This is a genomic window from Burkholderia sp. AW49-1 (assembly GCF_053427845.1).
Genome location: NZ_JBSAXF010000001.1, coordinates 122,052 through 147,858, shown reverse-complemented (window position 1 = coordinate 147,858; position 25,807 = coordinate 122,052). Strand labels below are relative to the sequence as shown.

Below are 25,807 nucleotides of genomic sequence, written 5' to 3'. Positions count from 1 at the left end.
GGGGCTCGGGTCAAGCCACGTTCGAAATAGCGAAGCGCGCTCACCAAACATCAACATTATAAAAATAATGTCAAATTAAAATGGATGAATGATTGGATGTTTGACGGTGTACGTTATATTATTTACGAAATTACCGACTCAATCCGCCATGCCCGACCTCACCCCCGACGACTCCCGCCTGATCGCCGAAATCGACCGCCTGAAGGCCGATTTCCCGAAAACCCGCGACCTGTATCGCGAGGTCTGCGCATTGATGTTCTTCCGCTTCGGCATCACGCCCACCGCGAACCGCCTGTACCAGCTCGTGCGCAAGGGCAGCATGAGCACGCCGACGGCGGTTCTCGGCGAGTTCTGGGCCGAGTTGCGGGAGAAGAGCCGGGTGCGCATCGAGCATCCCGACTTGCCGGCCGACCTGCAGGCCGTAGCCGGCGAGCTCGTCGCTGCGTTGTGGAGCCGCTCGACGACCGATGCCGCCGCAGCGCTCGATGCACTGCGCGCCGAAGTCGAAGCCGAACGGGCGGCAGCGAAGGCGGAGGTCGCCGCATCGCAGGGCGACCTGTCCCGTACCGAAACCGCGCTGGAGCACCGCACGAGCGCGTTGCTGGCGGCCCAGGTGCGCATCCAGGAACTCGAGCAGGCGAGGGCGGCCGACGAAGCATCGCGCCGCGCGCTGCAGGCGGAAGTCGAGCGGTTGAAGTCCGACAATGCGGACGCCGATCGTGCGCTGGCGCAAGCGCGCGCCGATTTCACGTCGCAGCTCGACCGGTTGCGCGACGACGCGGGTCGGGCAGAGGAACGCTTGCGTGCATCGGAGAAACGGGCGCTTCAGGAGATCGACCGCGAACGGCTCGCGGCTGCGCGTGTTCAAAAAGAGCTCGACGCGGCCGCGACGCGCGCCGAACAGCGCGAAACGCAGCACCGCAAGGATCTCGCGGCGCTGCAAGCTCAATTGGCTGACGCACAGCACCGCTGCGGGGTGCTCGAAGGCCAGCTCGACGGCGCCCGCGCGGCCAACGTCGCGTATGTCGGCGAGCTCGACGCATTACGTGCCGAGCGCGCATCACGCCCGCCCGTGCGCAGGGCGCCTGGCCGGCCGGCGGGCGGCAGCCTGCGCGCGGCGAAACCGGTCGCCAGGAAGCGCATTCCCAAACCCGCGTGACATGGACGCCACGGTGCGGCGACAACGCATCCGCGACGTGGCGCGATTCGGGTAAAGTGCCGCTCAACTTGCCGGCTCGACGTTACTAGACGACCGGTCTAATCGTTGCTAAGATACGCCATCATGAATGCATCTTCAGGCGCGGAAGTCCGCCAGCACATCCTGAATATCGCGAAGCCGATCATGCTCCACAAGGGGTTCTCGGCGGTCGGTCTGAACGAGATTCTCGCCGCGGCGGGCATCCCGAAGGGCTCGTTCTACCATTACTTCGGCTCGAAAGAGGCGTTCGGCGAGGCGCTGCTCGAATCGTATTTCGAAGGCTATCTCGAGCATCTCGACAACCTGCTCGGCCATCAGGCCGGCACGGGCGCGCAGCGCCTGATGACGTACTGGGGCAACTGGCTGCACACGCAGTGTGCGGACGATCCGGAAGGCAAGTGCCTCGCGGTGAAGCTCGGCGCGGAAGTGTCCGATCTGTCGGAGGCGATGCGCGCGGTGCTACGGCGCGGCACCGGCCAGATCATCGAGCGGCTCGCGGGCGGGATCGAGGCCGGGCTGGCCGACGGCTCGCTGAGTGGTGTCGAGGATCCGGCGCATACGGCCGCGATCCTTTACGAGCTGTGGCTGGGTGCGACGCTGCTGGAGAAGATTCACCGGAATCGCAAACCGCTCGAACGCGCGATGCTCGAAACACGGCGGATGCTGAACCTGCCGTCCTTCGAGCCAGACGGAGCGCAGTCGTAACGTGGGCGCGCGCAGGCGCGCCTTGTTTTTTGAATGAACGCTAGACGACTGGTCTACTTACGCTGAAATCCCGTTGCTTTACCCGCGAGGCTGCGGCTCCGCCGGCCGATTGGCTGGCACCGCCCGCGGCCTCACGCATCACGGTTGTCCAAGTTGATCCGATCGTGCCCGGTGCACGTCCCTTCCTGTTGACGGAGGTTCTCATGCCGCAAAGCAAGGCAGCAAACCGCAGAATCATCCTGAACGCGCGCCCGGTCGGCGCGCCCACCCCGAACGACTTCCGTACCGAGACCGGCGACGTGCCGGTGCCCGGCGCCGGCCAGGTGCTGTTGCGCACGGTCTGGCTGTCGCTCGACCCGTACATGCGCGGCCGGATGAGCGACGCGCCGTCGTACGCCCCGCCGGTCGAACTCGGCGACGTGATGGTCGGCGGCACGATCAGCCGTGTCGTGGCGTCGAACCTGCCCGCGTATCGCGAAGGCGACCTGGTCGTCGCCGGTGGCGGCTGGCAGGACTATTCGCTGTCCGACGGCAGCGATCTCATTCCGCTCGGCCGCGACTTCCCGCACCCGTCGCATGCGCTCGGCGTGCTCGGCATGCCGGGGTTCACCGCTTACACCGGACTGCTGACGATCGGCGAGCCGAAGGCCGGCGAAACCGTGGTCGTGGCCGCCGCGAGCGGGGCCGTCGGCGCGGTGGTCGGCCAGATCGCGAAGCTGAAGGGCTGCCGCGTGGTCGGCGTCGCGGGTGGCGCCGACAAGGTCGCGTACGTGAAGGGCACGCTCGGCTTCGACGAGTGCGTCGATCACCGCGATCCGCAATTTGCCGCCCGGCTGAAGGACGCCTGCCCGAACGGCATCGACGTTTATTTCGAGAACGTCGGCGGTGCCGTGTTCGACGCGGTGTGGCCGCTGCTCAACGATCATGCGCGCGTGCCGGTGTGCGGAATCATCGCGCATTACAACGACGCGGCGTACGACGACACCGCGGTATCGGGCGGCCGTGACCGCGTGCCGGCGTTGATGGGCACGATCCTGCGCAAGCGCATCCGGATGCAGGGGTTCATCATTCTGGATCACTATGCGACCGGTTATGCGTCGTTCCTGAAGGAGATGACTGAGTGGGTCGCGCAGGGCAAGGTGAAGACGCTTGAGGATGTGGTCCCCGACCTGGCTGACGCACCGCAAGCACTGATCGGCTTGCTCGCCGGCAAGAATTTCGGCAAGGTCGTCGTGCGCGTGGGTCCGGACGAACTGGCCTGACACCGGCGCAGGACGACACACAACGATTGCACGCTGGCGTCGCGAGACGCCGGCTTGTGGCATGCTCGATTCCGTTTCGAAAGGAGTGACAAGATGGCGCTTCACGTGATTGCTTCCCTGTTCCTGAAACCCGAACACGCGCAGGCCGCCGAGGCCGAATTGCGCAGCATGGTCGCCAAGACGCGCGTCGAACCGGGCAACCGGCGCTACGACCTGTTCCGCGAGCAGGACGGTTCGCCGAACCTGCACCTGTACGAGATCTACGACGACCAGGCCGCGTTCGACGCGCACCTCGCCAGCCCGCATTTCACCGAATTCCGCGTGAAGTCGGCCGACTGGTTCGCGGCGCCGCCCGTCATCAAGGTGCTGTCGGGCATCGACGTGGCCGAGTAACGACGCGGCACCGTCGTCGCGGCTCGCTCCCGCCCCGGCCGCGCGACAGCCGTCACGCATGACGCGACGGCAATGACAACGACAACGCGGTGCAGCGCATCGTTCGCGCCGCTTCCCCAATACATCGGCCTCGGAGTCTGAATGGTCACCCTCAATATCAACGGCGAGAACCGCACGGTCGACGCCCCCGACGACATGCCCCTGCTGTGGGTCCTGCGTGACGTCGTGGGCCTGACTGGCACGAAATTCGGCTGCGGGATCGCGCAATGCGGCGCGTGCACCGTCCATCTCGACGGCGTCGCCGCGCGCTCGTGCGTGCTGCCGGTCGCGGCCGTCTCGGGCCGCAGGATCACGACGATCGAAGCCGTCGGCGCGACGCCGGCCGGGCAGAAGGTTCAGGAAGCGTGGCGCGAGCTCGACGTCGTCCAATGCGGCTACTGCCAGTCCGGACAGGTGATGGCGGCCACGGCGCTGATCGCGTCGAATCCGAACCCGAGCGACGCCGACATCGACGCGGCGATGGCCGGCAACATCTGCCGCTGCGGCACGTACAACCGGATTCGCGCGGCCGTCAAGCAAGCTGCGAAGGGGGCGTGACATGTCGCGAGGACTGATCGAAGCAGGCAAGGCGACCGGCGTGGGCGTGTCGCGCCGTTCGTTTTTGAAGGCGGGCATGTCGCTTGGCGCGGCGGCGGGCGGTGGCTTGCTGCTCGGTTTCAGCCTGCCGGCGGCCGGCGATGACGCACGGCGCTCGGTGATCGGCGGCGATGCGGACGAAAGTGCGCGCGCCGGCGTATTCGCGCCGAACGCGTTCGTGCAGATCGACCGCAGCGGCAAGGTCACGCTGGTGATGCCGAAGGTCGAGATGGGGCAAGGCGTCTACACGGCGCTGCCGATGCTGATCGCCGAGGAGCTCGAGGTGCCGCTGTCGAACGTCACGCTCGACCACGCGCCGCCCAATGAGAAGCTGTTCCTCGATCCGCTGCTCGGCGGCCAGTTGACGGGCGGCTCGACGTCGGTGCGCTACGCGTGGGAACCGCTGCGCCGCGCGGGCGCGACCGCGCGTACGCTGCTGGTTTCCGCGGCGGCGAAGCAATGGAACGTCGATCCGGCCACCTGCCGGGCGGAAAACGGCGAAGTGCGGCACCCCCCGAGCGGCCGGCGCGCATCGTACGGCCAGCTCGCGGACGCCGCGTCGAAGCTGCCGGTGCCGAAGGACGTCGGGCTGAAGCAGCCGGCCGATTTCAAGCTGATCGGCAAGCCGGTGAAGCGGCTCGATTCGCCGGAGAAGGTCGACGGCACCGCGCAGTTCGGGCTCGACGTGCGTCTGCCCGGCATGCTGTACGCGGTGATCGTGAACAGCCCGGTGTTCGGCGGCACGGTCGCGAGCGTCGACGAGGCGGCCGCGAAGAAGATTCCGGGCGTGCGCCAGATCGTGCGCGCGGACAACGCGGTCGCGGTGGTCGGCGATCACACGTGGGCCGCGAAACGCGGCGCGTCGGCGCTGGTCGTGAAGTGGAACGAAGGTGCGGGCGCGAAGGTGTCGACCAGGGACATCGTCGCCGATCTCGCGCAGGCCGCCGCGAACGGGAAGGGCGCGGTCGCGCGCAAGGACGGCGACGTCGGCCACGCGTTCGCGAATGCGAAGACGCGCATCGACGCCGTCTACGAACAGCCGCTCCTTGCGCACGCCACGATGGAGCCGGTGAACTGCACGGTGCACGTGCGCGCCGACGGCTGCGAGATCTGGGTCGGCACGCAGGTGCCGACGCGCGCGCGCGACACGGTACAGCAGCTCACGGGATTTCCGCCGGAAAAGATCGTCGTGCACAACCACCTGCTCGGCGGCGGCTTCGGCCGGCGGCTCGAAACGGACATGATCGGCCAGGCCGTGAAGATCGCCAAGCAGGTCAACGCACCGGTGAAGGTCGTGTGGACCCGCGAGGAAGACATCCGGCACGACATGTATCGGCCGTATTACTACGACCGGATTTCGGCCGGCCTCGACGCGAATGGCAAGCCGGTCGCGTGGCAGCACCGGATCGTCGGTTCGTCGATCCTCGCGCGCTTCGCACCGCCCGCGTTCAAGGACGGCGTCGATCCCGACGCGGTCGAAGTCGCGACCGACCTGCCATACGACCTGCCGAACCAGTTGATCGATTACGTGCGGCAGGAGCCGCGTCACGTGCCGACCGCATTCTGGCGCGGCGTCGGCCCGACGCGCAGCACCTTCGTCGTCGAGAGCTTCATCGACGAACTGGCCGCGCAGACCAAGACCGATCCCGTGCAGTACCGCCGCGCGCTGCTCGGCAAGACGCCGCGCGCGCTCAACGTGCTCGACGTCGCGACGAAGGCCGCCGGATGGGGCACGCCGCTACCGAAGGGGCAGGGACGCGGCGTGTCGGTGATGCACGCGTTCGGCAGCTTCTTCTCGATCGTCATCGACGTCGCGGTGGAGGGCGGCGAAGTGCAGGTCAAGCGTGCCGTATGCGCGGTCGACTGCGGGATGGCCGTGAATCCCGGCACGATCGAGGCGCAAGTGCAGGGCGGCATCATCTTCGGGATCACGGGCGCGCTGTATGGCGAGATCACGATCGAGGACGGCCGCGTCGTGCAGAGCAACTTCAACGACTACCGGATGATGCGCATCAACGAGACGCCGCCGATCGAGGTGCATCTCGTGAAGAGCGCTGAGGCGCCGGGCGGAATCGGCGAACCGGGCACGGCCGCGACCGCGGCGGCGCTGTCGAATGCGATCTTCGCGGCGACCGGCACGCGGCTGCGCAAGCTCCCGGTCGGCAACCAGCTGAAGACGGCTTGAGGGGAGAGGCACATCATGCGAAACCTCACCCTGCACAGTCTGAATCGCGCCGCTCGCACGCTCGGCGCATCGTTGATCGCGCTGTCCGCGTTGATGGCCGGCACGGCGGCGCATGCCGCACAAACGGCGCCGGCCGACAGCGCGCTGGTCGCACGCGGTGCGTATCTCGCGAAGGCCGGCGATTGCGTGGCGTGCCACACCGCGCCGCGCGGCGCGCCGTTCGCCGGCGGCCTGAAGATGGTCACGCCGATGGGCGCGATCTACACGACCAACATCACGCCCGACCCGGACACGGGCATCGGCGGCTATACCGAGGCCGAGTTTGCGGGCGCGCTGCGCTCGGGTGTCGCGAAGGACGGCCATCACCTGTATCCGGCGATGCCGTATCCGTCGTACGCGAAGCTGCGCGACGACGACGTGAAGGCGCTTTACGCGTACTTCATGCACGGCGTCGAACCGGTGAAGCAGGCGAACCGTGCATCCGACATTCCGTGGCCGCTCAACATGCGCTGGCCGCTGGCGCTGTGGAACGCGGTGTTCCTCGACACGACGCCATACACCGACAAGCCGGCGAAGGATGCGACGTGGAACCGCGGCGCGTACCTCGTGCAGGGGCTCGGGCATTGCGGGTCGTGTCATACGCCGCGCGGCGTCGGCTTCCAGGAGAAGGCGCTGGACGAAAGCGGGTCGGCGTTCCTGTCGGGCGCACCGATCGACAACTGGTTCGCATCGAACCTGACCGGCGAGCACAACACCGGGCTCGGCCGCTGGAGCGATGCGGATGTCGCGCAGTTCCTGAAGACCGGCGCGAACCAGCATGCGACCGCGTTCGGCTCGATGGTCAGCGTGATCAACCACAGCACGCAGGAACTGACCGACGAGGATCTCGCGGCGATGTCGCGCTATTTGAAATCGCTGCCGGCGGCGGGCGGCACGGGCGCGCCGCCTTACCGTTACGACCCGAAACCGACGCAGGTCGCGTTGGGCCGGCCGGCGAACGATCCGGGCGCAAAGGTGTATAACGCTTTCTGCATGAATTGCCATGGCGCGGACGGTCGCGGATACGCGCCGCTGCTCGCGCCGCTCGCGGGCAATCCGAACGTGCTCGAGGCCGATGCATCGTCGCTGATCAACGTGACGTTGAACGGCAGCGAGTCGCTCGTGATCGGCGGCGTGCCGTCCGCGTATCCGATGCCGGCGTTCGCGAACCAGCTGAACGACCAGCAGATCGCCGACGTGCTGACGTTCATGCGCGCCGGCTGGAACAACGGCGCGCCGGCCGTGCAGGCGGCGGACGTCGCGAAACTCCGCAAGGCGACGGCGACGGCGGCTGCGCGCTGAGCGCTGAGCGCTGAGCGCGGCCGAATGTGGCGGATGACGACGGGCATGCGTGCCGCGTGCGCGTCGTCGAACGTTGCCGGGGGCAGGGTGCCCGGCAACGCAGTGCTTTCTGTCAACCGGCGCGCGGCCGTTCGCGGCAGCGCGCGTTTTATCGACGCAAAACTGGGGTGTCTGGATGGCTAACGTGACTTATACGGATACACAACTGCTGATCGACGGCGAGTGGGTCGACGCCGCGAGCGGCAAGACGATCGACGTCGTGAACCCGGCGACCGGCAAGACGATCGGCAAGGTGGCCCACGCGGGCATCGCCGATCTCGACCGCGCGCTGGCCGCCGCGCAGCGCGGTTTCGAAGCATGGCGCAAGGTGCCCGCGCACGAGCGCGCGGCGACGATGCGCAAGGCGGCCGCGCTGGTGCGCGAGCGCGCCGACACGATCGCGCAGCTGATGACGCAGGAGCAGGGCAAGCCGCTGACGGAAGCGCGTGTCGAAGTGCTGTCGGCAGCCGACATCATCGAATGGTTCGCGGACGAAGGCCGCCGCGTGTACGGCCGGATCGTCCCGCCGCGCAATCTCGGCGCGCAGCAGACCGTCGTGAAGGAGCCGGTCGGTCCGGTCGCGGCGTTCACGCCGTGGAATTTCCCGGTCAACCAGGTCGTGCGCAAGCTGAGCGCCGCGCTCACGACCGGCTGCTCGTTCCTCGTGAAGGCGCCGGAAGAAACCCCGGCGTCGCCGGCCGCGCTGCTGCGCGCGTTCGTCGACGCGGGCGTGCCGGCCGGTGTGATCGGTCTCGTGTACGGCGATCCGGCGGAAATCTCGTCGTACCTGATTCCGCACCCGGTGATCCGCAAGGTGACGTTCACGGGCTCGACGCCGGTCGGCAAGCAGCTCGCGGCGCTCGCGGGCCAGCACATGAAGCGCGCGACGATGGAACTGGGCGGCCACGCGCCGGTGATCGTCGCCGAGGACGCGGACGTCGCGCTGGCGGTGAAGGCCGCCGGTGGCGCGAAGTTCCGCAACGCCGGCCAGGTGTGCATTTCGCCGACGCGTTTCCTCGTGCACAACAGCATTCGCGACGACTTCACGCGCGCGCTGGTCCAGCATGCGCAGGGGCTGAAGATCGGCAACGGCCTCGAGGAAGGCACGACGCTCGGCGCGCTGGCGAATCCGCGCCGGCTGACCGCGATGGCGTCGGTCGTCGAGAACGCGCGCAAGGTTGGCGCGAGCATCGAGACCGGCGGCGAACGGATCGGCTCGGAAGGCAACTTCTTCGCGCCGACCGTGATCGCGAACGTGCCGCTCGAAGCGGACGTGTTCAACAGCGAGCCGTTCGGCCCGGTCGCGGCGATCCGCGGTTTCGACAAGCTCGAGGACGCGATCGCCGAAGCGAACCGTCTGCCGTTCGGGCTGGCCGGCTATGCGTTCACGCGCTCGTTCGCGAACGTGCACCTGCTGACGCAGCGCCTCGAAGTCGGGATGCTGTGGATCAACCAGCCGGCGACGCCGTGGCCGGAAATGCCGTTCGGCGGCGTGAAGGATTCGGGCTACGGGTCGGAAGGCGGGCCGGAAGCGCTGGAGCCGTATCTCGTCACGAAGTCGGTGACGGTGATGGCGGTCTGACGACTGTTCGACCACGCGTGTTCCGCCGTTTGCGCGGTGCGCACGCGGCGCGGCGTTGCCGAAGGCCGGGTGTTCTGCCCGGCCTTGTTGTTTCTCCGTCGTCGGCAGTCGGCTTCGCCCGGGAATCGCGGTCGTTCCCGTCGCGCTCGGAACCTGCGACACCCGCCGCTCAATGCCGGCTGCTGCCGCGATAGCTTTCCACCTCCGCGTCGTACGCGGCGAGAAACGCCTTGCCGAATACCGACGCGAAATCGTCTTCGATCGCGAACACCGTGTCGCGATGCGTCGCCGCGTAGCGGTCCCACATCCTCGCCTTGTACAGCGCGGGCACGCGCTTCTCGTACCAGCGCATCGCATCGTCGCGCTCGCGCAGCCGTTGCGGCGAAAAGCGCGTCAGCAGGTCCATCAGCGCGGCGCGCATGCCGGCGACCATGCCGATCTGGTGCGCGTGCAGATCCTGGAATGCATCGCTGACCGCGCTCTGCGGCGACATGAAGCCCGGCAGCGGCAGCCCGAACATCTGACGCAGCACGGCGCCGCCGTCCGGCAGCAGCTTCAGCGGATTGTTCTCGCGATCGAGCAGCATCGTCATGTGCGCCTTCACCTCACGCTTCAAGATGCTGCGCGACGACAGCAGCTCGACCGTGCCGTTCGCGAACAGCGCCAGCAACTGCCCCGCGATGTACAGCTGTTCGGCCGACCACTGATGCGACTCGGCGGCGGTATCGAGTCCGGCGCCTTCGAAGAACGCGTTCAGCAATTCGTCGGGCGTCGGTACACGGTTCACCTGCGGTGCGGGCTCGTCGGCGGGACGTGGCTGGGCATGCGCCGTCGCCGGTTGCACTCGCACGTGCTGCGTCCACTCGGGCGCATGGTCGGCTTGCGTCGCGGACGACGCGCCGCGATCCGCATTGCCGCGTTCGGACGGGGACACCGACCCCGATGCGCCGATATCGGGCGACGACTGTACAAACAAGTCGAGCGGGTCGGTCGACAACTGATTCAGGTCGCGTGGCGACGGCGCGGCCGGCGCGGCGCGGCTCGCGGGCTGCGCCGCCTCCGTGCGCGCTGCCGTGCCGGATCGCGTGCCGGCGTCCACCGCCTTGCCGCGCGGGGCGAGGCGATCCTGCAGCAGGCCCCACAACCGGTTGCCGGTCGTCTTCGCGTCGACGTGCGCGTGTGCGGCGGTTCCCGACGTGCGTCGCGGGTCGGCGCTCGCGCTGGAGGCGGTGGGCATGTCGACGACCTGCGCGTCATGTCCGTCGTCACGCTCGGCACGCAGCACGTACGGCCCGATGCGGATGATGTCGCCGGTATTGAGCGGGCGCTCCTGTGCATAGCCGACGGGCTCGCGGTTCACCTCGATCGTCGACACGCTGCTCAGGTTCTTCAGCAGGCACGCATCGTCACCGACCTGCAGCAGGGCCTGCAGCCGGGAAATCTGCCGGGTGTCGTCGCGCAGCACGAGATGGTTGTCGGTTGCCCGGCCGATGGTGCCGCCGGGCGGGTGGAACACGACGGCGTCGTAGGTGTCGCTTTCGACCGGCTCGCCGGCATGTTCGATCACGATCAGTTGCATGTCATACGTCGCTCGGTAAGGAAACGCTCGCGGGGATTCCGGTTCGGTCAGGACGACGACGCATGCCTGCGACGCGCGAACTCGAACGCGGGCCCCCAGATCGGATGCCCCTTCTCGGCGGGGGACAAGTCGAAGCGCGGGTTGAGGTCGAGAATCTTCGAGAACTCGGCGCGGCACTGCGCGATGCGGTTCGTCACGCAATAGCTGAACGCGAGCAGCTTGTGCGCGGCGACCTGCGTGTCGGTATCGGCCCCGTCGATCTCCTTCGCTCGGCTCAGGACCGCGATCGTGCGTCCGTAGTCGCCGGCGCCATACGCCGTGCGCGCGCTGTCGACCGCGGCGCGCGCCGCCGATTGCGTGGGGGACGTGCTGCACCCGCCGATTCCCAGCAGCAAGGCGCCGAGGAAAATCACGATCGATGAACGGCCTTTCATTCTGAAATGAAATATTTGCGTTATTGGAAGGTGGCGCACAAGCGCTGTTGGATTCTAGTGCCAATCAAGGCGGGCGATGTCGCCGTTACGTTTTGTTTCAATTGGCAAATTGTGTTCGAGTTATCACTCAAATCGATACCGGGTTTTTGCCTTGTTAATCCATAAAATCGATTCTATAGTTCGCTGTGCTTTTTGGGATTCGTCAGTTGTTTGCCCGGCACCGGTCAATGATCGGAAAAACGGCCCTCCGTTCGGGCAACGCAAACAGCGTGACACGACCCGCAGGGCGTCGCCACCCACCGCCGACGGCCGTCAGGCTTGGGTTCAGCGTCTATACAGCAAGTGACCATGCAATAGAACCGGGCCGCCGTGGCGAAACGGTCGGATGAACGCGCCTTTTCAAAATGACCGAAATCAATTCATTTCATTGCCATTTCCCCAATTTCGATCCCGTCCTGTAATTGGCGATTTGACCCGTCTTTTTACAAGAACAAATTGCCGAATGAAATTCAAGCGGAAGGATATGCAAGTCACATAATTACCGGTCAATTAATTGTCCCCTTTTAATTAGAGGCGTCGGTTTCGCGAACGGAAATCGACGGGGGAATTATTGCGCTGCGAGGATGAAATATGCGCTGGCGGTCGAGCGGGTTCATCGTATTGGGATGTGCATTGCTGTTGCCCGGATGCGGCGCCACCGAGCGTGCCGCCGCGGTGCCGTATGCGATCACCGTCGACGTGGCGCCCGACGTCAATCCGGACCCCAACCGCAAGCCTTCGCCGATCGTGCTGAAGGTGTTCCAGTTGCGCGCGGCATCGGCGTTCGACGGCGCCGACTTCTTCTCGCTGCAGGACAAGCCCGAGAACATCCTCGGCGCGGACCTGCTCGGCACCGATCGCGTCATCCTGCGCCCGGGCGAGTCGCGCACGCTGCATTACCGCGGCAACGTCGAGGCCGGCGCGGTCGGCGTGATCGCCGAATACCGGATGATCGACAAGAACCGCTGGCGCCTCACGGTGCCGCTACCACGCGCGAAGCAGCTCAACGTATACAAGTTCTGGCAGACGTCGCCCGGCGAGCTGAAGCTGTCGATCGCGGTCAGGAACGGCGGTCTCGCGCTGAACGACACGTGGGGGCGCCCATGACCGAACCGACGATGTCCGCGACACCGGTCGCCGCACTGCGCCAGCGCGTGGTGTGGACCGAAGGGATGTTCCTTCGTCCGCAGCATTTCCAGCAGCTCGAACGGCACTGGGAGCGCTACGTCGCGCTGCGCTGCCTGCCGCTGCAGGGCTTCTACTGGGGCTTCGACACGCTCGAGATCGACCGGGAGCAGCTCGCGCTCGGCAAGGTCGCGCTGCGCGCGGCGGCGGGCGTGATGCGCGACGGCACGCCGTTCGACCTGTCGCATCCCGACGATCTGCCCGAGCCGCTCGACGTGCCGCCAGATGCGAAGGACCAGCTCGTCGTGCTCGCGCTGCCGTTGTGGCGCGGTGGCGGCGAGGAGGTGTCGTTCGACGGGAACGCAAGCGGCAACGGCGGCGCGGACGTCGCGCGCTACGTCGTTCGCGAATACGAAGTGGCCGATGCGAACGCGGTCGCGCTCGGCCCCGCACTGCTGCAAACGGGGCGCCTGAACGTCCGGCTGATGCTCGACACCGAGCTGACCGGCGACTGGCATGCGCTCGGCGTCGTGCGGATCGTCGAGCGGCGCACCGACGCGCGGCTGCTCGTCGACGACGGCTACGTTCCGCCGCGCCTGGTCGCGCAGCACGATGCGGCGTTGCTGGCGTACACGCGCGAGCTGCACGGATTGCTGACGCAGCGCAGCGACGCGCTGGCCGAGCGCCTGTCGGAGCCGGGGCGCGGCGGCGTATCGGAAGTCGCGGATTTCCTGCTGCTGCAACTGGTGAACCGCTATCTGGCGCTGACCTGGCACGCGCAACAGGACGTCGCGACGCATCCGGAGGCGCTGTTCCGCGACTGGCTGAAGCTCGCATGCGACCTCAGCACGTTCACGGCGGCTGGCCGGCGCCCGCAATCGCTCGCGGTCTACGTGCACGACGACCTGCGCACGAGCTTCGCCGAATTGATGACGGAATTGCGCCGGTCGCTGTCGACGGTGCTGGAGCAAAACGCGATCCAGATCGAGCTGCGCGACGCGGGCAACGGCATCCGGGTCGCGACGCTCGCCGATCCCGCGCTGCGCGACACGGCCGGCTTTGTGCTGGCCGTGCGCGCGGACGTGCCGGCTGACAGCCTGCGCGCGCGGTTTCCGGCGCAGGCGAAGCTCGGCCCGGTTGAGCGGATCCGCGACCTGGTGCAGTTGCAGCTGCCGGGCATCACGATGCGCCAGTTGCCGGTCGCGCCGCGGCAGATCCCGTATCACGCGGGTCATACGTACTTCGAGATCGACAAGGGCAGCGAGCTGTGGAAGCAGCTGGCGCGCTCCGGCGGTCTCGCATTTCATTTCGCCGGCGAATTTCCGGGGCTCTCGATGGAGTTCTGGGCGATTCGCGGGTGAGGGCGGGGCAGCGCGATGAATTCTTCCTCCGATTCGATTTCCGCCGGCGCAGGCGGATTCGTGCCGCCGAATCCGGGCGGCATGCATCCATCGGCCGCGTCCGGCGCGGCCGGGCCGACGGCCACGCAGCCGCGCCCCGGCCGCTGGGCCGCGAGCGGCACGAATCCGCTCGTCGCGGCCGCCAACCCGCTGCTCAATCTCGTGCCCCAGATCCGCTCGACCGTCCATCATCCGAATCCGGCGTGGCTGCGCGAGCATCTCGTCGTCGAGATCCGTCAGTTCGAGGCGCGCGCGCAGGAAGCCGGCGTGCCGTCCGAGGCGATCATCGGCGCGCGCTACTGTCTGTGCACGGCGCTCGACGAAGCAGCCGCGCTGACGCCGTGGGGCGGCAGCGTGTGGTCGTCGCACAGCCTGCTCGTGTCGTTCCATAACGAAACGTGGGGCGGCGAGAAGTTCTTCCACCTGCTCGAACGCCTGTCCCAGCAGCCGCGCCAGCACCTCGACCTGCTGGAGCTGCTGTATTTCTGTCTCGCGCTCGGCTTCGAGGGCCGCTATCGGGTGCTCGACAACGGTCATGCGGAGCTCGACGCGCTGCGCTGGCAACTGGCTCACACGATCCGCTCGGTGCGCGGCGAATTCGAGCCCGCGCTGTCGCCGCACTGGCGCGACGTCGTCACGCGCGACGTGTCGCGTCGCTTCGTCGTGCCGCTCTGGGTCTGCGTGGCGCTCGCGCTGCTGATCGGCTTCGGCGTGTTCGTCGGGCTGCGCATCGCGCTGGCCGGGCATTCGGACCGGCTGTTCGCGTCGATCGACGCGCTGCACGTGCCGAAGCTGCAGCCTGCCCAGGCACCGCCGCGCCCGGCGGCGGCGCCGCGCGTCGCGAAGTTCCTGGCGCCGGAGATCGCGGCCGGCCTCGTGTCGGTGCGCGACGACGCCGATCGCAGCGTGATCGTGCTGCGCGGCGACGGGCTGTTCAAGTCCGGCTCGACGTCGGTGATCGACCGTTACGCGCCGGTGCTCGCACGCGTCGCGGATGCGCTCAACCAGGTGCCCGGCAACGTGCGCGTGACCGGCTATACCGACGACACGCCGGTGCACACGGCACGCTTCGCGTCGAACTGGGACCTGTCGCGCGAGCGCGCGGAGGCCGTGCGCGGCATGATCGCCGCGCGCCTCGACCATCCGGAGCGACTCGCGGCCGAGGGGCGCGGCACGCTCGATCCGGTCGCGCCGAACGATACGCCCGCGAACCGCGCGTTGAACCGGCGCGTCGAGATCACGCTGCTGCCGGCGCCCGGCAGTGCCGCCGTCGGCGCGACGCAGGGAGCGCACTGACATGAATCAGGCTGTCGCGCGTTTCGTCCGGCCGTTGCCGTCGCGGGAGATCTGGACCTTCGCCGGTCTCGTCGTGCTCGCGTGTTTCGTGTGGCTCGCCGGGCCGCTGTTCGCGTTCGCCGGCATCCGCCCGCTCGAGAGCGGCTGGGCGCGCGCGGCGACGATCGCGGTGCTGTTCGCCGCGTGGGGCGCACGCGTGGCGTGGCGAAGCTGGCACGCAAGCCGCTTGAACGCGCAGTTGCTGAACCAGTTGCGCGAGGCCGCGCCCGGGCCGGCGAACGCCGACGATCCGGCCAAGGCCCAGCTCGACGAGCTGCGCAGCCGCTTCGACGAGGCCGCGGCGCTGCTGAAGAAGGTCCGCTTCGGGCAGGCGGACACCGCGCGCAAGGGGCTGGCGCGCTGGTTCGACCGGATGTCGCGCCAGTATCTGTACCAGCTGCCGTGGTACGTGTTCATCGGCGCGCCGGGCTCGGGCAAGACGACCGCGCTCGTCAATTCCGGGCTCAGTTTTCCGCTCGCCGAGCAGTTCGGCCGTGCCGCGATTCGCGGCGTGGGCGGCACCCGGCACTGCGACTGGTGGTTCACGAACGACGCGGTGCTGATCGACACGGCCGGCCGCTACACGACCCATGAAGGCAACCGCGCACTCGACGAAGCCGAGTGGAAAGGCTTCGTCGAGCTGCTGAAGAAGTACCGCACGCGCCAGCCGCTGAACGGTGCGATGCTGACGATCAGCGTCGCCGACCTGGTCGGCGCGTCGGAAGCCGAGCGCACGCAGCACGCGATGGTGCTGCGCAAGCGGCTGCTCGAGCTGCGGGCCCAGCTCGGCATCCGGTTTCCCGTGTACCTGCTCGTGACGAAGGCCGACCTGCTGGCCGGCTTCGCCGAGTATTTCGGCGGCTTCGGCCGCGCGGAATGCGCGCAGGTGTGGGGTTTCACGTTCCCGCTCGCGCAAAGCGAGGCGCCGGGCTTCGACCTGCGCGCCGCCTTCGACCGCGAATACCGGCTGCTGCACCAGCGGCTGAACGACGGGCTGCCCGAACTGCTCGCGACGCAGACCGATGCGCGCCAGCGCGAGATGGCGTATCTGCTGCCGCAGCAGGTCGCCGACTTGCAGGACATGCTCGGCCAGTTCGTCGCCGAAGTGTTTTCCGTGTCGAGCTTCGAGCCGATGCCGATGCTGCGCGGCGTGTACCTGACGAGCGGCACGCAGGAAGGCACCGCGTTCGACCGCGTGATGAGCGGCATCAAGCGCTTCCTGAAGATAGAGGGCGTGCCGCCGGTTGCCCAGGTCGGCTCGACCGGACGCAGCTTCTTTTTGAAGTCGCTGCTGCAGGAGCACATCTTCCGCGAAGCCGCACTCGCCGGCAGCGACCTGCGCTGGCATCAGAAGCGGCGCGTGTTGCAGATCGCCGGCTATGCGCTCCTCGCGCTCGTGAGCGTGGTCGTGCTGGCGGCCTGGCTGCGCAGCTATGCGAACAATCGCGCGTATCTCGACCGGATCGCGCAGCAGGTGCCCGCCGTGGATGCGCAGATCGCCGGCGCGAAGTTCTCGGATGCGGCCGACATCGCGCGGCTGCTGCCGGTGCTCGATGCGCTCGGCGGGCTCGCGAATGCCGGCGGCGTCGACCGCTCGCATCCACCGCTCGCGTACCGCTGGGGGCTGTTTCAGGGCGAGAAGATCGACGAGGCCGTCGACGCCGTGTACCGGCGCGCGCTCGACGACGTGCTGCTGCCGATCGCCGCGCGCCGGATGGAGGCCGCGCTGAGCGATGCGCGGCCGGACGAAACCGACTACGCGTATGCGGCGCTGAAGGCCTACCTGATGCTGTACGACAGCGCGCATTACGATCCCGCGTTCGTGCAGGCCGTCGTCGACCTGGAAATGGAGCGCTCGTTGCCGCCCGATTTCTCGCCGGCCGAACGCTCGGCGCTGCGCGCGCATCTCGCCGCGCTGTTCGGCAACCGGGTGGCCGTGTCGCCGTATCCGATGAACGAGCGGCTCGTGGCCGACGTGCGCGACCGGCTGCGGCAAGTGCCGTTCTCGCAGCGGCTGTATCGCCAGCTCACGCGCACGCTGCGGCCGGCGACGTCGGCGTTCGATTTCAGCGTCGCGCGTGCAGTGGGGCCCGACGCGTCGCTCGTGTTCCGCCGCCAGAGCGGCAAACCGCTGTCGGAAGGCGTGCCGGGCCTGTATACGCGCAACGGCTATCGGAACGTGTTCGCGCCGCGCCTCGCGGGCGAGGTCGACGCATACGGGCGCGAGGAGGTGTGGGTGCTGAATCTCGGGCTGTCCGAGATCCCCGGGCCGAACGACGCCGCCGCATGGGCGCGCGACATCCGCCAGTTGTATCTGAACGATTATCTGAAGATCTGGGACGACTATCTTGCCGACATCAAGCTGCAGCGCACGGCGACGCTCGCGCAGAGCATCCAGGTCGCGCGCGCGCTGTCGTCGGCGGATTCGCCGCTCAGCAGGCTGATGATCGCGCTCGCGCGCGACACGGCGCTCGGCGATGCGCCGGGCGGCGCGCGCAATCTCGCGTCGCGCGCGCAGGACAAGGTCGACGAGGCGCGCAGCTCGCTGTCGCAGATCTTCGCGGGGCAGGGTGCGAGCGACGCGAATCCGTCAGCCGCAGCGCCCGCGAGCCCCGAGCAGGTGGTCGACAGCCACTTCGCCGGGCTGCGCGCGTTCGCGCCGGGCAGCGGCGACCAGGCGCAGGCGTTCGACGCGGTGCTGAAGTCGATCGACGCGCTCTATACGTACCTGACGGCCACCGACGATGCGCTGCGCAGCGGCGCGCAGCCGCCGCCGTCCGACGCGCCCGCGCGGCTGCGCGCGCAGGCCGGTCGGCTGCCCACGCCGTTCCGTGAAGTGCTCGACGACCTGTCGAACGTCGCGAACGGCAGCGTCGCGACCGTCGAGCAGCGCAGCGTCGCGCAGCGGGCCGGCGCGAACGTCGGCGATTTCTGCCGCCAGGCGATCGCGGGCCGCTATCCGTTCGCGCGCGGATCGTCGCGCGACGTCGCACCGGCGGATTTCGCGCAGATGTTCGCGCCGGGCGGCCTGATGGACGACTTCTTCCAGAAGAACCTGCAGTCGATCGTCGATACGACGTCGCGCCCGTGGCGTTTCGCGAACCGCAACGCGGACGCCGATCCGGCGGCGGCCGCGATGCTTTCGTCGTTCGAGAAGGCCGCGGTGATCCGCGACGTGTATTTCGGTGGCGGTGCACGCACGGCGCAACTGAAGGTGCAGATCCAGCCGCTCGAAATGGACCCGTCGCTTACGGAAATGGTGCTCGACGTCGACGGCCAGATCGTTCGTTATGCGCACGGCCCGCTCGTGCAGAGCGCGGTGGACTGGCCGGGCACGCGCGGCAGCAACCAGGTGCGCCTGCAGGTGTCGGGGCAGGCCGGCGCGACCGACGGCTTCACGACCAACGGGCCGTGGGCGCTGCACCGGCTGTTCGACCGCGCGGCCGTATCGGCCGGGCGCGGGTCGGACCAGATGGTCGCGCGCTTCACCGTCGACGGCAAACCGCTCGTGCTGCAGGTGAATGCGGGCAGTGTCCGCAATCCGTTCAGGCTGCCCCAGATGGAGTCCTTTACATGCCCTCCGAAGCAATGAGCCGCCTGCCGCCGCTCACGCGCGCCGACGGCGACGCCCCGGCCTGGTACGGAAAGATTCCCGGCGCCGGCGACTTCGTGAACAGCCGGCTGCCGCATGCGCTCGCGCAGTGGTGGGAACGCTGGCTTCAGCAGGGGATGGCCGCGATGCGCCAGCGTGGCCCGGACGAGATCGCGCGCCACTACACAGTCGCGCCGGTCTGGAATTTCCTGGTGCCGGCGGGCGCCGGCGCGTCGTGCGTGCAGGCAGGTTGTCTCGCGCCGAGCTGCGACCGCGTCGGGCGCTACTACCCCGTGATCGTCACGCTGCCGATGCCGGCGACCGACTATTGGAGCGGGCTGCCGGACGCCGCCGACGCGTTCTACTGGCAGATCGGCCATGCGTTGCTCGATGCGATCCGGCATGCGCGCGCGCCGGTCGACCTCGAAGAGACGCTCGACCGCGTGCGGCTCGCGCCGGGCGGCGGGCCGACGGCGGAAGTCGTCGACGGGATGCCGGCGACGCTGCCCGAACGACCGGCGCTCGCCGCGTGGCCCGGGCTGTCCGGTTATTTCGATCCCCACGGCGGGACGAGCTTCTGGTGGACCAATCGCGCCGACGGCTCGCCGCTGCGCACGCATGCGCATACGGGCGCGCCCGACAACGCGCTGTTCCTGACGCTGTTCGGCGGCAGCTGACGTTGCGGGTCGGCGGTCGGAGGCAGGCAACGCAGGCAATACGGATGCGGTATCGCGAGGTAGACATGAAGGACCCTTCATCGAGAGACAACGAGCACGACACGGCGACCCGCGGCGACGCGCCCGAATTCACGGTGCGGCCGCTGCCGCTCGGCCATCGTCTGGGCGAACTGCAGCTCGACGAGGTGCTGGGCATCGGCGGTTTCGGCATCGTCTATCGCGCGTTCGACCGCACGTTGCGGCGCGCGGTCGCGATCAAGGAATACATGCCGTCGATGCTCGCGACGCGCGGCGGTGACTACACGGTGTCGCTGCGTTCCGAGCGGTTCGCCCAGGCGTTCGACGCGGGACGCGGCGCGTTCCTCAACGAGGCGCGCCTGCTCGCGCAATTCGACCATCCGGGGCTCGTGAAGGTGCTGCATTTCTGGGAGAGCCACGGCACCGCGTACATGGTGATGCCGTTCTACGAGGGGCGCACGCTCAAGCAGCTGCTCGACGGCGGTGTGCGGATGAGCGAGACGCAATTGCGCAACATCGTCGGCGCGCTGCTCGGCGCGCTCGACACGCTGCATCGCGCGCAGTGCTTCCATCGGGACGTCGCGCTCGACAACGTGCTGATCCGCCCGAACGGCAGCGCGATCCTGCTCGACTTCGGCGCGGCGCGCAAGCGGATCGGCGATCTCGTCGACGACGGCGCGATGATGATCAAGCCCGGCTACGCGCCGATCGAGCAATACACCGACGACCCCGCGTTCAGCCAGGGGCCGTGGACCGATCTCTACGCGCTCGGCGCGGTGATGCACGCGTTGATCACCGGTGAACTGCCGCCCGCGGCCGTCGTGCGCAGCATCAAGGACACATACCGTCCGCTCGCGTCGCGCGAGTTGCCGGCCGGCGAGGTATACAGCCCGGCGTTCCTTGCGGCGATCGATCACGCGTTGCAGTTGCGGATTCCGGATCGGCCGGAATCGGTCGCGGCGTTCGCGGCGGAACTCGGGTTGCGCGATCTCGACCGGCCGGGCGGCGGATATGGCGCGGCCGTTGTGTCGCCGGCCGGCGATGCCGGGGGCGGCGGAACAGGGAAAGTGGCTTCCGGTGTTTCGGGTGCGGCTGCGGCGACGGAAAAAGCGTCGGCCGGTGAGCGCGGGACGGCGTCGGGCGATGCAACGCCGGATGTGCGGTCATCGCAGCCTGAGCGGGCGGAAGGCCGGACGAGCACTTCCGATACGCCGTCTATTGCGTCCGCCGGGGCTGGCGACGAGCCGAACGATGGCGAGCCTTTGGCGTCAGCGGCGGCTGCGCGAGCCCTGGATTCATCGGCTTCGCCCACGTCTGCAACTGCTTCGTCATCCATATCGCAGGCATTGTCGGCGTCCGCGGAAACCGGGCGATCCGACGGACGTGAAGGTGATGAGGAACATACAAAGGAAGCGTCGCACGACGAACGGTGGGCCTCGGCGACCGAAGCGCATGACGATGCCGGCGTGCGATCGGGAAGCGCCGGCGCGGACAGCGGGCAGGGCCGTGCAACGGATACAGGGAACCTGAACGGAACCGCAGTGCCAATTTCTGGCGCTGCTGGCGCTGCTGGCGCTGCTGGCGCTGCTGGCGCTGCTGGCGCTGCTGGCGCTGCTGGCGCTGCTGGCGCTGCTGGCGCCTCCACATCCACGCCCTCGCCGGGTGTGCCACCTCCCTCCCGCCCCCCGCGCCGCCCATCGTTCGTCGCGGCGGGCAACCGACGCACGAAGACCTACGTGGGTGGCGCGCTGGCAGCATTGATCGTCGTTGGCATCGCCGCGACCTATCTGTCGCGTCCCGCGAGAGTCGCGGGCGAACCGGAAGCGGGCGCAAGCCAGCCGCTGGCGGGCGTTGCGTCCTCGGCCGGCGCGTCGGACGCGATGCTCGCACAGCGCGGCCCGACGCCGATCGTCGTGCCGCCGTCGAGCCTGCCGGGCGGATCGTCGGCGCAGGTGCTGCCGCCATCGCCGGCCACCGCGCCGGCCAGCACACCCGCCGCGGTGGCCGCCGTTCCCGCGCCGCAGGTCGCGACGACCGCCACGGACATTGCGGGCGCCACGCCGTCGCAAGCCGGTTCGAGCGCGACCATCGCGCCGGCCGGCAGCCTCGACGCATCGGAGCGCGTCGTCAACGTGCCGCCGTCGGAGGCCGCCGCGTCGCCGTCGGCCGCACCGGTGCCAGCGCCAGCGTCGCCATCGGAAGCGGCGACAGCCGTTGCCGCGATCAACGCGCCGGCCGCCGAGCAGCGCCCGCCGAAGCAGGAGACCGTCCAGGTCCGTTTCAACGTGCGTCCGTGGGGCGACGTGTACGTGAACGGCGCACGACGTGGCGCGAGCCCGCCGCTGCGCTCGGTGTCGCTGACACCGGGCGTCTATCAGATCGAGATCCGCAACGGCTCGTTGCCGCCGTTGCACCGCACCGTGGCGATCGACTTCGGCAGCAAACCGGTCAACATCGACTATGCATTCGAATGACGTCAGCCAGGCGGCGCTGGCCGCCGCCGCATTGTCCTCGCCGTCGCCCGGCTTGGCGGCAGCGACGCCGCGCGCCGAGTTGATCGGCCGGCTGCTGGCGGAGGTCTCGCCCGAAGCCCCGTGCGGCCCGAACCTCGAATACGACGCCGACTTCCTGCAGCTTCAGGAGCGGGCGACACCGCGCGCCGAGCAGCAATACGGCGACACCGTGATTCCGGCCGAGACGCCCGACTGGCGCGCGGTCGAGCGCCTTGCGCTCGCGCTGGGCGAGCGGACGAAGGACTTGCGTGTCGCCGCGTATCTCGCGCGCAGCTGGACCGAGCAGCACGGCATTCCGGGCTACGCGGACGGGCTCGCGGTCGTCGCCGGCCTGATCGGGCGCTGGTGGGACGACCTGCATCCGCGCCTCGATGCCGATGGCGAACCGGATCCGACATTGCGGATGAACGCGCTCGCCGATGTCGCCGGCGCGCACGAATGCGCGCGCGCGGCGCGGCGCCAGCCGCTGTTCGATGGCGGCCCGAGCGTGCGCGACGCCGAACGCGCGCTCGACGGGCGCGACGAAGCGGGCGGCCCGGCCACAGTCAGCCGCGACGGCCTGGTCGCCGCGCTGTCGACCGCACGCGACGACGGCCGCGTGCCGATCGATGCGGTGCGCGCGGTGCTGGGTGCGCTGGACGTGATCCGCGCGCACGTCACGGACCGGCTCGGCAGCGAATGGTCGCCCGATGCGAGCGACACGGAAAAGGCGTTGCAACGCATCGTGCGCGAAATGCCGGAGCCGGCACCGGCGCATGCGGCACGGCCGGCGGACGGTTCGATTCCGGCGGCGCCGGCCGCATCCGGCGCCGCGCACACCGCGTCCACGCCGGCCGCGTTGCCGAACGGGCGGGCCTGGCGCGATGCCGAGGTCGCGAGCCGCGACGACGTGCGGCTCGGCATCGACAAGATGTGCCGCTATTTCGAACTGCACGAGCCGAGCCACCCGGCGCCGCTGCTGCTGCGGCGCGCGCAGCGGCTGCTCGCGCTCGACTTCTACGAAATCATCCGGGATCTCGCTCCGGAGAGCCTGCCGAAGCTGGACCTGCTGAGCGGCGAGCGGAGCGAATGAGGCAAGCCGCCCGGCGGCGGCGACGTACACGCAATCTGATCGATGTGAAGGAGCGGACGATGACGGACAGAACCAAGGCGGCAGGCAGCGGACAGAAGTTCATCGCGCGCAATCGGGCGCCGCGCGTGCAGATCGAGTACGACGTCGAGACCTACGGCGCCGAGCGCAAGGTGCAGCTGCCGTTCGTGATGGGCGTCATCGCGGACCTGGCGGGCAAGCGTGCCGAGCCGCTGCCCGATTTACCGGAGCGCAAGTTCCTCGAGATCGACGTCGACAACTTCGACGAACGGATGAAGTCGGTCGCGCCGCGCGTCGCGTTCCAGGTGCCCAACACGCTGACGGGCGAAGGGATGCTCAACGTCGACATGACGTTCGAGCAGATCGACGATTTCTCGCCGGCGGCGATCGCGCGCAACGTCGACGCGCTGCGCCGGCTGCTGGATGCGCGCACCGAGCTGTCGAACCTGCTGTCGTACATGGACGGCAAGCACGGCGCCGAGCAACTGATCGAGCGCGCGATCAACGATCCCGACCTGCTGAAGACGCTCGTGCGCGAACCGCGCGCCGACGCGCAGGCCGGCGACGCGACCCAACCGGAGGCCCGCGATGAATGACCCCGTCCAGTCCCGCGCAGAAACTCGCAACACCCGCGACGCCGCGCAGCCGGCCGTCGCGCACGGCGAGTTCGCCGCGCTGCTGCAGAAGGAGTTCAAGCCGAAGACCGCCGAGGCGCGCGAGTCGGTCGAGCGCGCGGTGCGCACGCTCGCGCAGCAGGCGCTCGAACATACGGTCGGCATGACGACCGACGCGTACGGCAGCGTGAAGCAGATCATCGCGGAGATCGACCGGAAGCTGTCCGAGCAGATCAACCAGATCCTGCATCACGATGAATTCCAGACGCTCGAAGGTGCATGGCGCGGCCTCCATTACCTCGTCACGCACACCGAGACCGACGAGCTGCTGAAGATCAAGGCCCTGCCGGCGTCGCGCAACGAGGTCGCGCGGATGCTCAAGCGCTACAAGGGTGTCGCGTGGGACCAGAGCCCGCTGTTCCGCAAGATCTACGAGGAGGAATACGGGCAGTTCGGCGGCGAGCCGTTCGGCTGCCTCGTCGGCGACTTCTACTTCAATCACAGCCCGCCGGACGTCGAGATGCTCGGCGAGTTGTCGAAGATCGCGGCGGCCGCGCACGCGCCGTTCATCGCCGGCGCATCGCCCGAGCTGATGCAGATGGATTCGTGGCAGGAGCTGTCGAACCCGCGCGACCTCACCAAGATCTTCCAGAACACCGAATACGCGGGCTGGCGCAGCCTGCGGCAGTCGGAGGATTCGCGCTACGTCGGCCTCGCGATGCCGCGCTTTCTCGCGCGGCTGCCGTATGGCGCGCGCACCAATCCCGTCGACGAATTCGACTTCGAGGAAGACACCGACGCCGCGAATCACGACCGCTACACGTGGGCAAACTCGGCTTACGCGATGGCCGCGAACATCAACCGCTCGTTCAAGCTGTACGGCTGGTGCTCGTCGATTCGCGGTGTCGAGTCGGGCGGGGCGGTCGAAGGGCTGCCGAGCCACACGTTCCCGACCGACGACGGCGGCGTCGACCAGAAATGCCCGACCGAGATCGCCATCAGCGACCGTCGCGAGGCCGAACTCGCGAAGAACGGCTTCATGCCGTTCGTGCACCGGAAGAACTCGGATTTCGCGGCATTCATCGGCGCGCAGTCGCTGTACCAGCCGGCCGAGTATCACGACCCCGACGCGACCGCGAACGCGCGGTTGTCCGGCCGCCTGCCTTACCTGTTCGCGTGCTGCCGCTTCGCGCACTACCTGAAATGCATCGTGCGCGACAAGATCGGCTCGTTCCGCGAGCGCGACGACATGGAGCGCTGGCTCAACGACTGGATCATGAACTACGTCGACGGCGACCCCGTGAACTCGTCCCAGGAAACCAAGGCGCGCAAGCCGCTGGCGGCCGCGCAGGTGGTCGTCGACGAGGTCGAGGACAACCCCGGCTACTACACGTCGAAATTCTTCCTGCGACCGCATTACCAGCTCGAAGGGCTCACGGTGTCGCTGCGGCTCATCTCGCGGCTGCCATCGGCGAAGGCGGCGAACGAGTGAGCGGCACGCGGCATTCGATACGGCATTCAACGTGATTTTGCACCGAAACGGAGACGGCAATGGGCGTGGCAATGTTTATGAAGGTGGACGGCGTGACCGGCGAGTCGGCGGACGCGCAGCACAAGGGCTGGACCGACATCGAATCGTTCACGTGGGGCGCGAGCCAGCCGGGCGCGATGGCGAGCGGCAGCGGGGGCAACGCGGGCAAGGCGAGTTTCAACGATCTCGTCGTGGCCGCGTACATGGACAAGGGCGCGCCCGCGATCATCAAGAACTGCGCGAGCGGCAAGCACTTGCCTAAGGTCGAGATCTCCGCGTGCAAGACCGGCGGCTCGCAGATCGAGTTCATGCGCGTGACGCTGCAGGAAGTGCTCGTCACGTCTGCGCAGGTCGCGGGCATCGACCCCGGCGACGCCGCCGACCGGCTGATGATGCACTACGGCTTCCAGGCCGCGAAGGTGAAAAAGCAGTACTGGCAGCAGAACGACAACGGCGGCAAGGGCGCCGAGGTGTCGGTCGGCTGGAACATCAAGGAAAACACCGAGATGTGACGGCGGA

The 25,807-nt window shown here is 68.3% G+C and carries 20 protein-coding genes; 18 read left to right on the top strand and 2 right to left on the bottom strand.

The genetic code is table 11. The features are described 5' to 3' along the window. Window positions 1-148 precede the first annotated feature (148 nt). The 8 genes from ACV22W_RS00560 to ACV22W_RS00525 all read left to right on the top strand — a co-directional run bounded on the left by ACV22W_RS00560 (window position 149) and on the right by ACV22W_RS00525 (window position 9,341). Complete coding sequence (locus ACV22W_RS00560) at window positions 149-1,159, top strand: DNA-binding protein (RefSeq protein ID WP_448017257.1); 1,011 nt, start codon at window positions 149-151, stop codon at window positions 1,157-1,159. A gap of 123 nt (window positions 1,160-1,282) precedes the next feature. Beyond that, window positions 1,283-1,903 carry a TetR/AcrR family transcriptional regulator gene (locus ACV22W_RS00555; protein WP_448017256.1) on the top strand — a complete coding sequence of 207 codons (621 nt, stop codon included), beginning with the start codon at window positions 1,283-1,285 and terminating at the stop codon, window positions 1,901-1,903. A 203-nt stretch (window positions 1,904-2,106) separates the two neighbouring features. After that, on the top strand, window positions 2,107-3,165 hold the full coding sequence (locus tag ACV22W_RS00550) for an NADP-dependent oxidoreductase (protein WP_448017255.1): 1,059 nt from the start codon (window positions 2,107-2,109) through the stop codon (window positions 3,163-3,165). Between the two features lie 93 nt (window positions 3,166-3,258). Next, window positions 3,259-3,558 (top strand): putative quinol monooxygenase, encoded by a 300-nt coding sequence (locus ACV22W_RS00545; RefSeq protein WP_044843118.1) that lies wholly within the window; start codon window positions 3,259-3,261, stop codon window positions 3,556-3,558. Between the two features lie 141 nt (window positions 3,559-3,699). Next, window positions 3,700-4,155 (top strand): (2Fe-2S)-binding protein, encoded by a 456-nt coding sequence (locus ACV22W_RS00540; protein ID WP_448017254.1) that lies wholly within the window; start codon window positions 3,700-3,702, stop codon window positions 4,153-4,155. A 1-nt stretch (window position 4,156) separates the two neighbouring features. Beyond that, window positions 4,157-6,379 (top strand): molybdopterin cofactor-binding domain-containing protein, encoded by a 2,223-nt coding sequence (locus ACV22W_RS00535; RefSeq protein WP_448017253.1) that lies wholly within the window; start codon window positions 4,157-4,159, stop codon window positions 6,377-6,379. A gap of 15 nt (window positions 6,380-6,394) precedes the next feature. Further along, on the top strand, window positions 6,395-7,720 hold the full coding sequence (locus ACV22W_RS00530; protein ID WP_448017252.1) for a c-type cytochrome: 1,326 nt from the start codon (window positions 6,395-6,397) through the stop codon (window positions 7,718-7,720). Window positions 7,721-7,895: 175 nt separating this feature from the next. Beyond that, complete coding sequence (locus ACV22W_RS00525) at window positions 7,896-9,341, top strand: NAD-dependent succinate-semialdehyde dehydrogenase (protein WP_448017251.1); 1,446 nt, start codon at window positions 7,896-7,898, stop codon at window positions 9,339-9,341. 169 nt (window positions 9,342-9,510) lie between these two features. Here ACV22W_RS00525 and tagH read toward each other — a convergent pair whose 3' ends face one another. Both tagH and ACV22W_RS00515 read right to left on the bottom strand, forming a co-directional pair. Beyond that, entirely contained in the window at window positions 9,511-10,920 is a 1,410-nt protein-coding gene (gene tagH / locus ACV22W_RS00520) for a type VI secretion system-associated FHA domain protein TagH (protein WP_448017250.1), read from the bottom strand. A gap of 47 nt (window positions 10,921-10,967) precedes the next feature. After that, window positions 10,968-11,354 carry a TssQ family T6SS-associated lipoprotein gene (locus ACV22W_RS00515; RefSeq protein WP_448017249.1) on the bottom strand — a complete coding sequence of 129 codons (387 nt, stop codon included), beginning with the start codon at window positions 11,352-11,354 and terminating at the stop codon, window positions 10,968-10,970. Window positions 11,355-11,984: 630 nt separating this feature from the next. Between ACV22W_RS00515 and tssJ the strand changes: the two genes are divergently transcribed. From tssJ to ACV22W_RS00465, 10 genes are all read left to right on the top strand, one after another. After that, window positions 11,985-12,500 carry a type VI secretion system lipoprotein TssJ gene (tssJ, locus tag ACV22W_RS00510; protein ID WP_448017248.1) on the top strand — a complete coding sequence of 172 codons (516 nt, stop codon included), beginning with the start codon at window positions 11,985-11,987 and terminating at the stop codon, window positions 12,498-12,500. After that, the gene (gene tssK / locus ACV22W_RS00505) at window positions 12,497-13,879 is read left to right on the top strand and encodes a type VI secretion system baseplate subunit TssK (RefSeq protein ID WP_448017247.1); all 1,383 of its coding nucleotides are present in this window, start codon (window positions 12,497-12,499) and stop codon (window positions 13,877-13,879) included. The genes tssJ and tssK overlap by 4 nt, the downstream gene beginning before the upstream one ends. Before the next feature lie 15 nt (window positions 13,880-13,894). Beyond that, window positions 13,895-15,214, top strand: coding sequence for a DotU family type VI secretion system protein (locus ACV22W_RS00500; protein WP_059525491.1), 1,320 nt, complete (start codon window positions 13,895-13,897; stop codon window positions 15,212-15,214). 1 nt (window position 15,215) lies between these two features. Continuing rightward, a complete protein-coding gene (gene tssM / locus ACV22W_RS00495) occupies window positions 15,216-18,845 on the top strand; it encodes a type VI secretion system membrane subunit TssM (RefSeq protein ID WP_448017246.1) in 3,630 nt (1,209 codons plus the stop codon). Beyond that, a complete protein-coding gene (tagF, locus tag ACV22W_RS00490; protein ID WP_448017245.1) occupies window positions 18,827-19,522 on the top strand; it encodes a type VI secretion system-associated protein TagF in 696 nt (231 codons plus the stop codon). Before tssM ends, tagF begins: the two co-directional genes overlap by 19 nt. A 65-nt stretch (window positions 19,523-19,587) precedes the next feature. Continuing rightward, a complete protein-coding gene (locus ACV22W_RS00485; protein ID WP_448017244.1) occupies window positions 19,588-22,014 on the top strand; it encodes a serine/threonine protein kinase in 2,427 nt (808 codons plus the stop codon). Beyond that, window positions 22,001-23,125, top strand: coding sequence for a type VI secretion system protein TssA (tssA, locus tag ACV22W_RS00480; RefSeq protein ID WP_448017243.1), 1,125 nt, complete (start codon window positions 22,001-22,003; stop codon window positions 23,123-23,125). The genes ACV22W_RS00485 and tssA overlap by 14 nt, the downstream gene beginning before the upstream one ends. Before the next feature lie 59 nt (window positions 23,126-23,184). Further along, window positions 23,185-23,739, top strand: a complete 555-nt coding sequence (gene tssB, locus ACV22W_RS00475; RefSeq protein ID WP_059525499.1) for a type VI secretion system contractile sheath small subunit — start codon at window positions 23,185-23,187, stop codon at window positions 23,737-23,739. After that, window positions 23,732-25,249, top strand: coding sequence for a type VI secretion system contractile sheath large subunit (gene tssC / locus ACV22W_RS00470; RefSeq protein WP_059690091.1), 1,518 nt, complete (start codon window positions 23,732-23,734; stop codon window positions 25,247-25,249). Before tssB ends, tssC begins: the two co-directional genes overlap by 8 nt. Window positions 25,250-25,308: 59 nt before the next feature. Continuing rightward, window positions 25,309-25,800: an Hcp family type VI secretion system effector gene (locus ACV22W_RS00465; RefSeq protein ID WP_057927224.1), complete on the top strand. Its 492-nt coding sequence runs from the start codon at window positions 25,309-25,311 to the stop codon at window positions 25,798-25,800. Window positions 25,801-25,807: the final 7 nt, after the last annotated feature.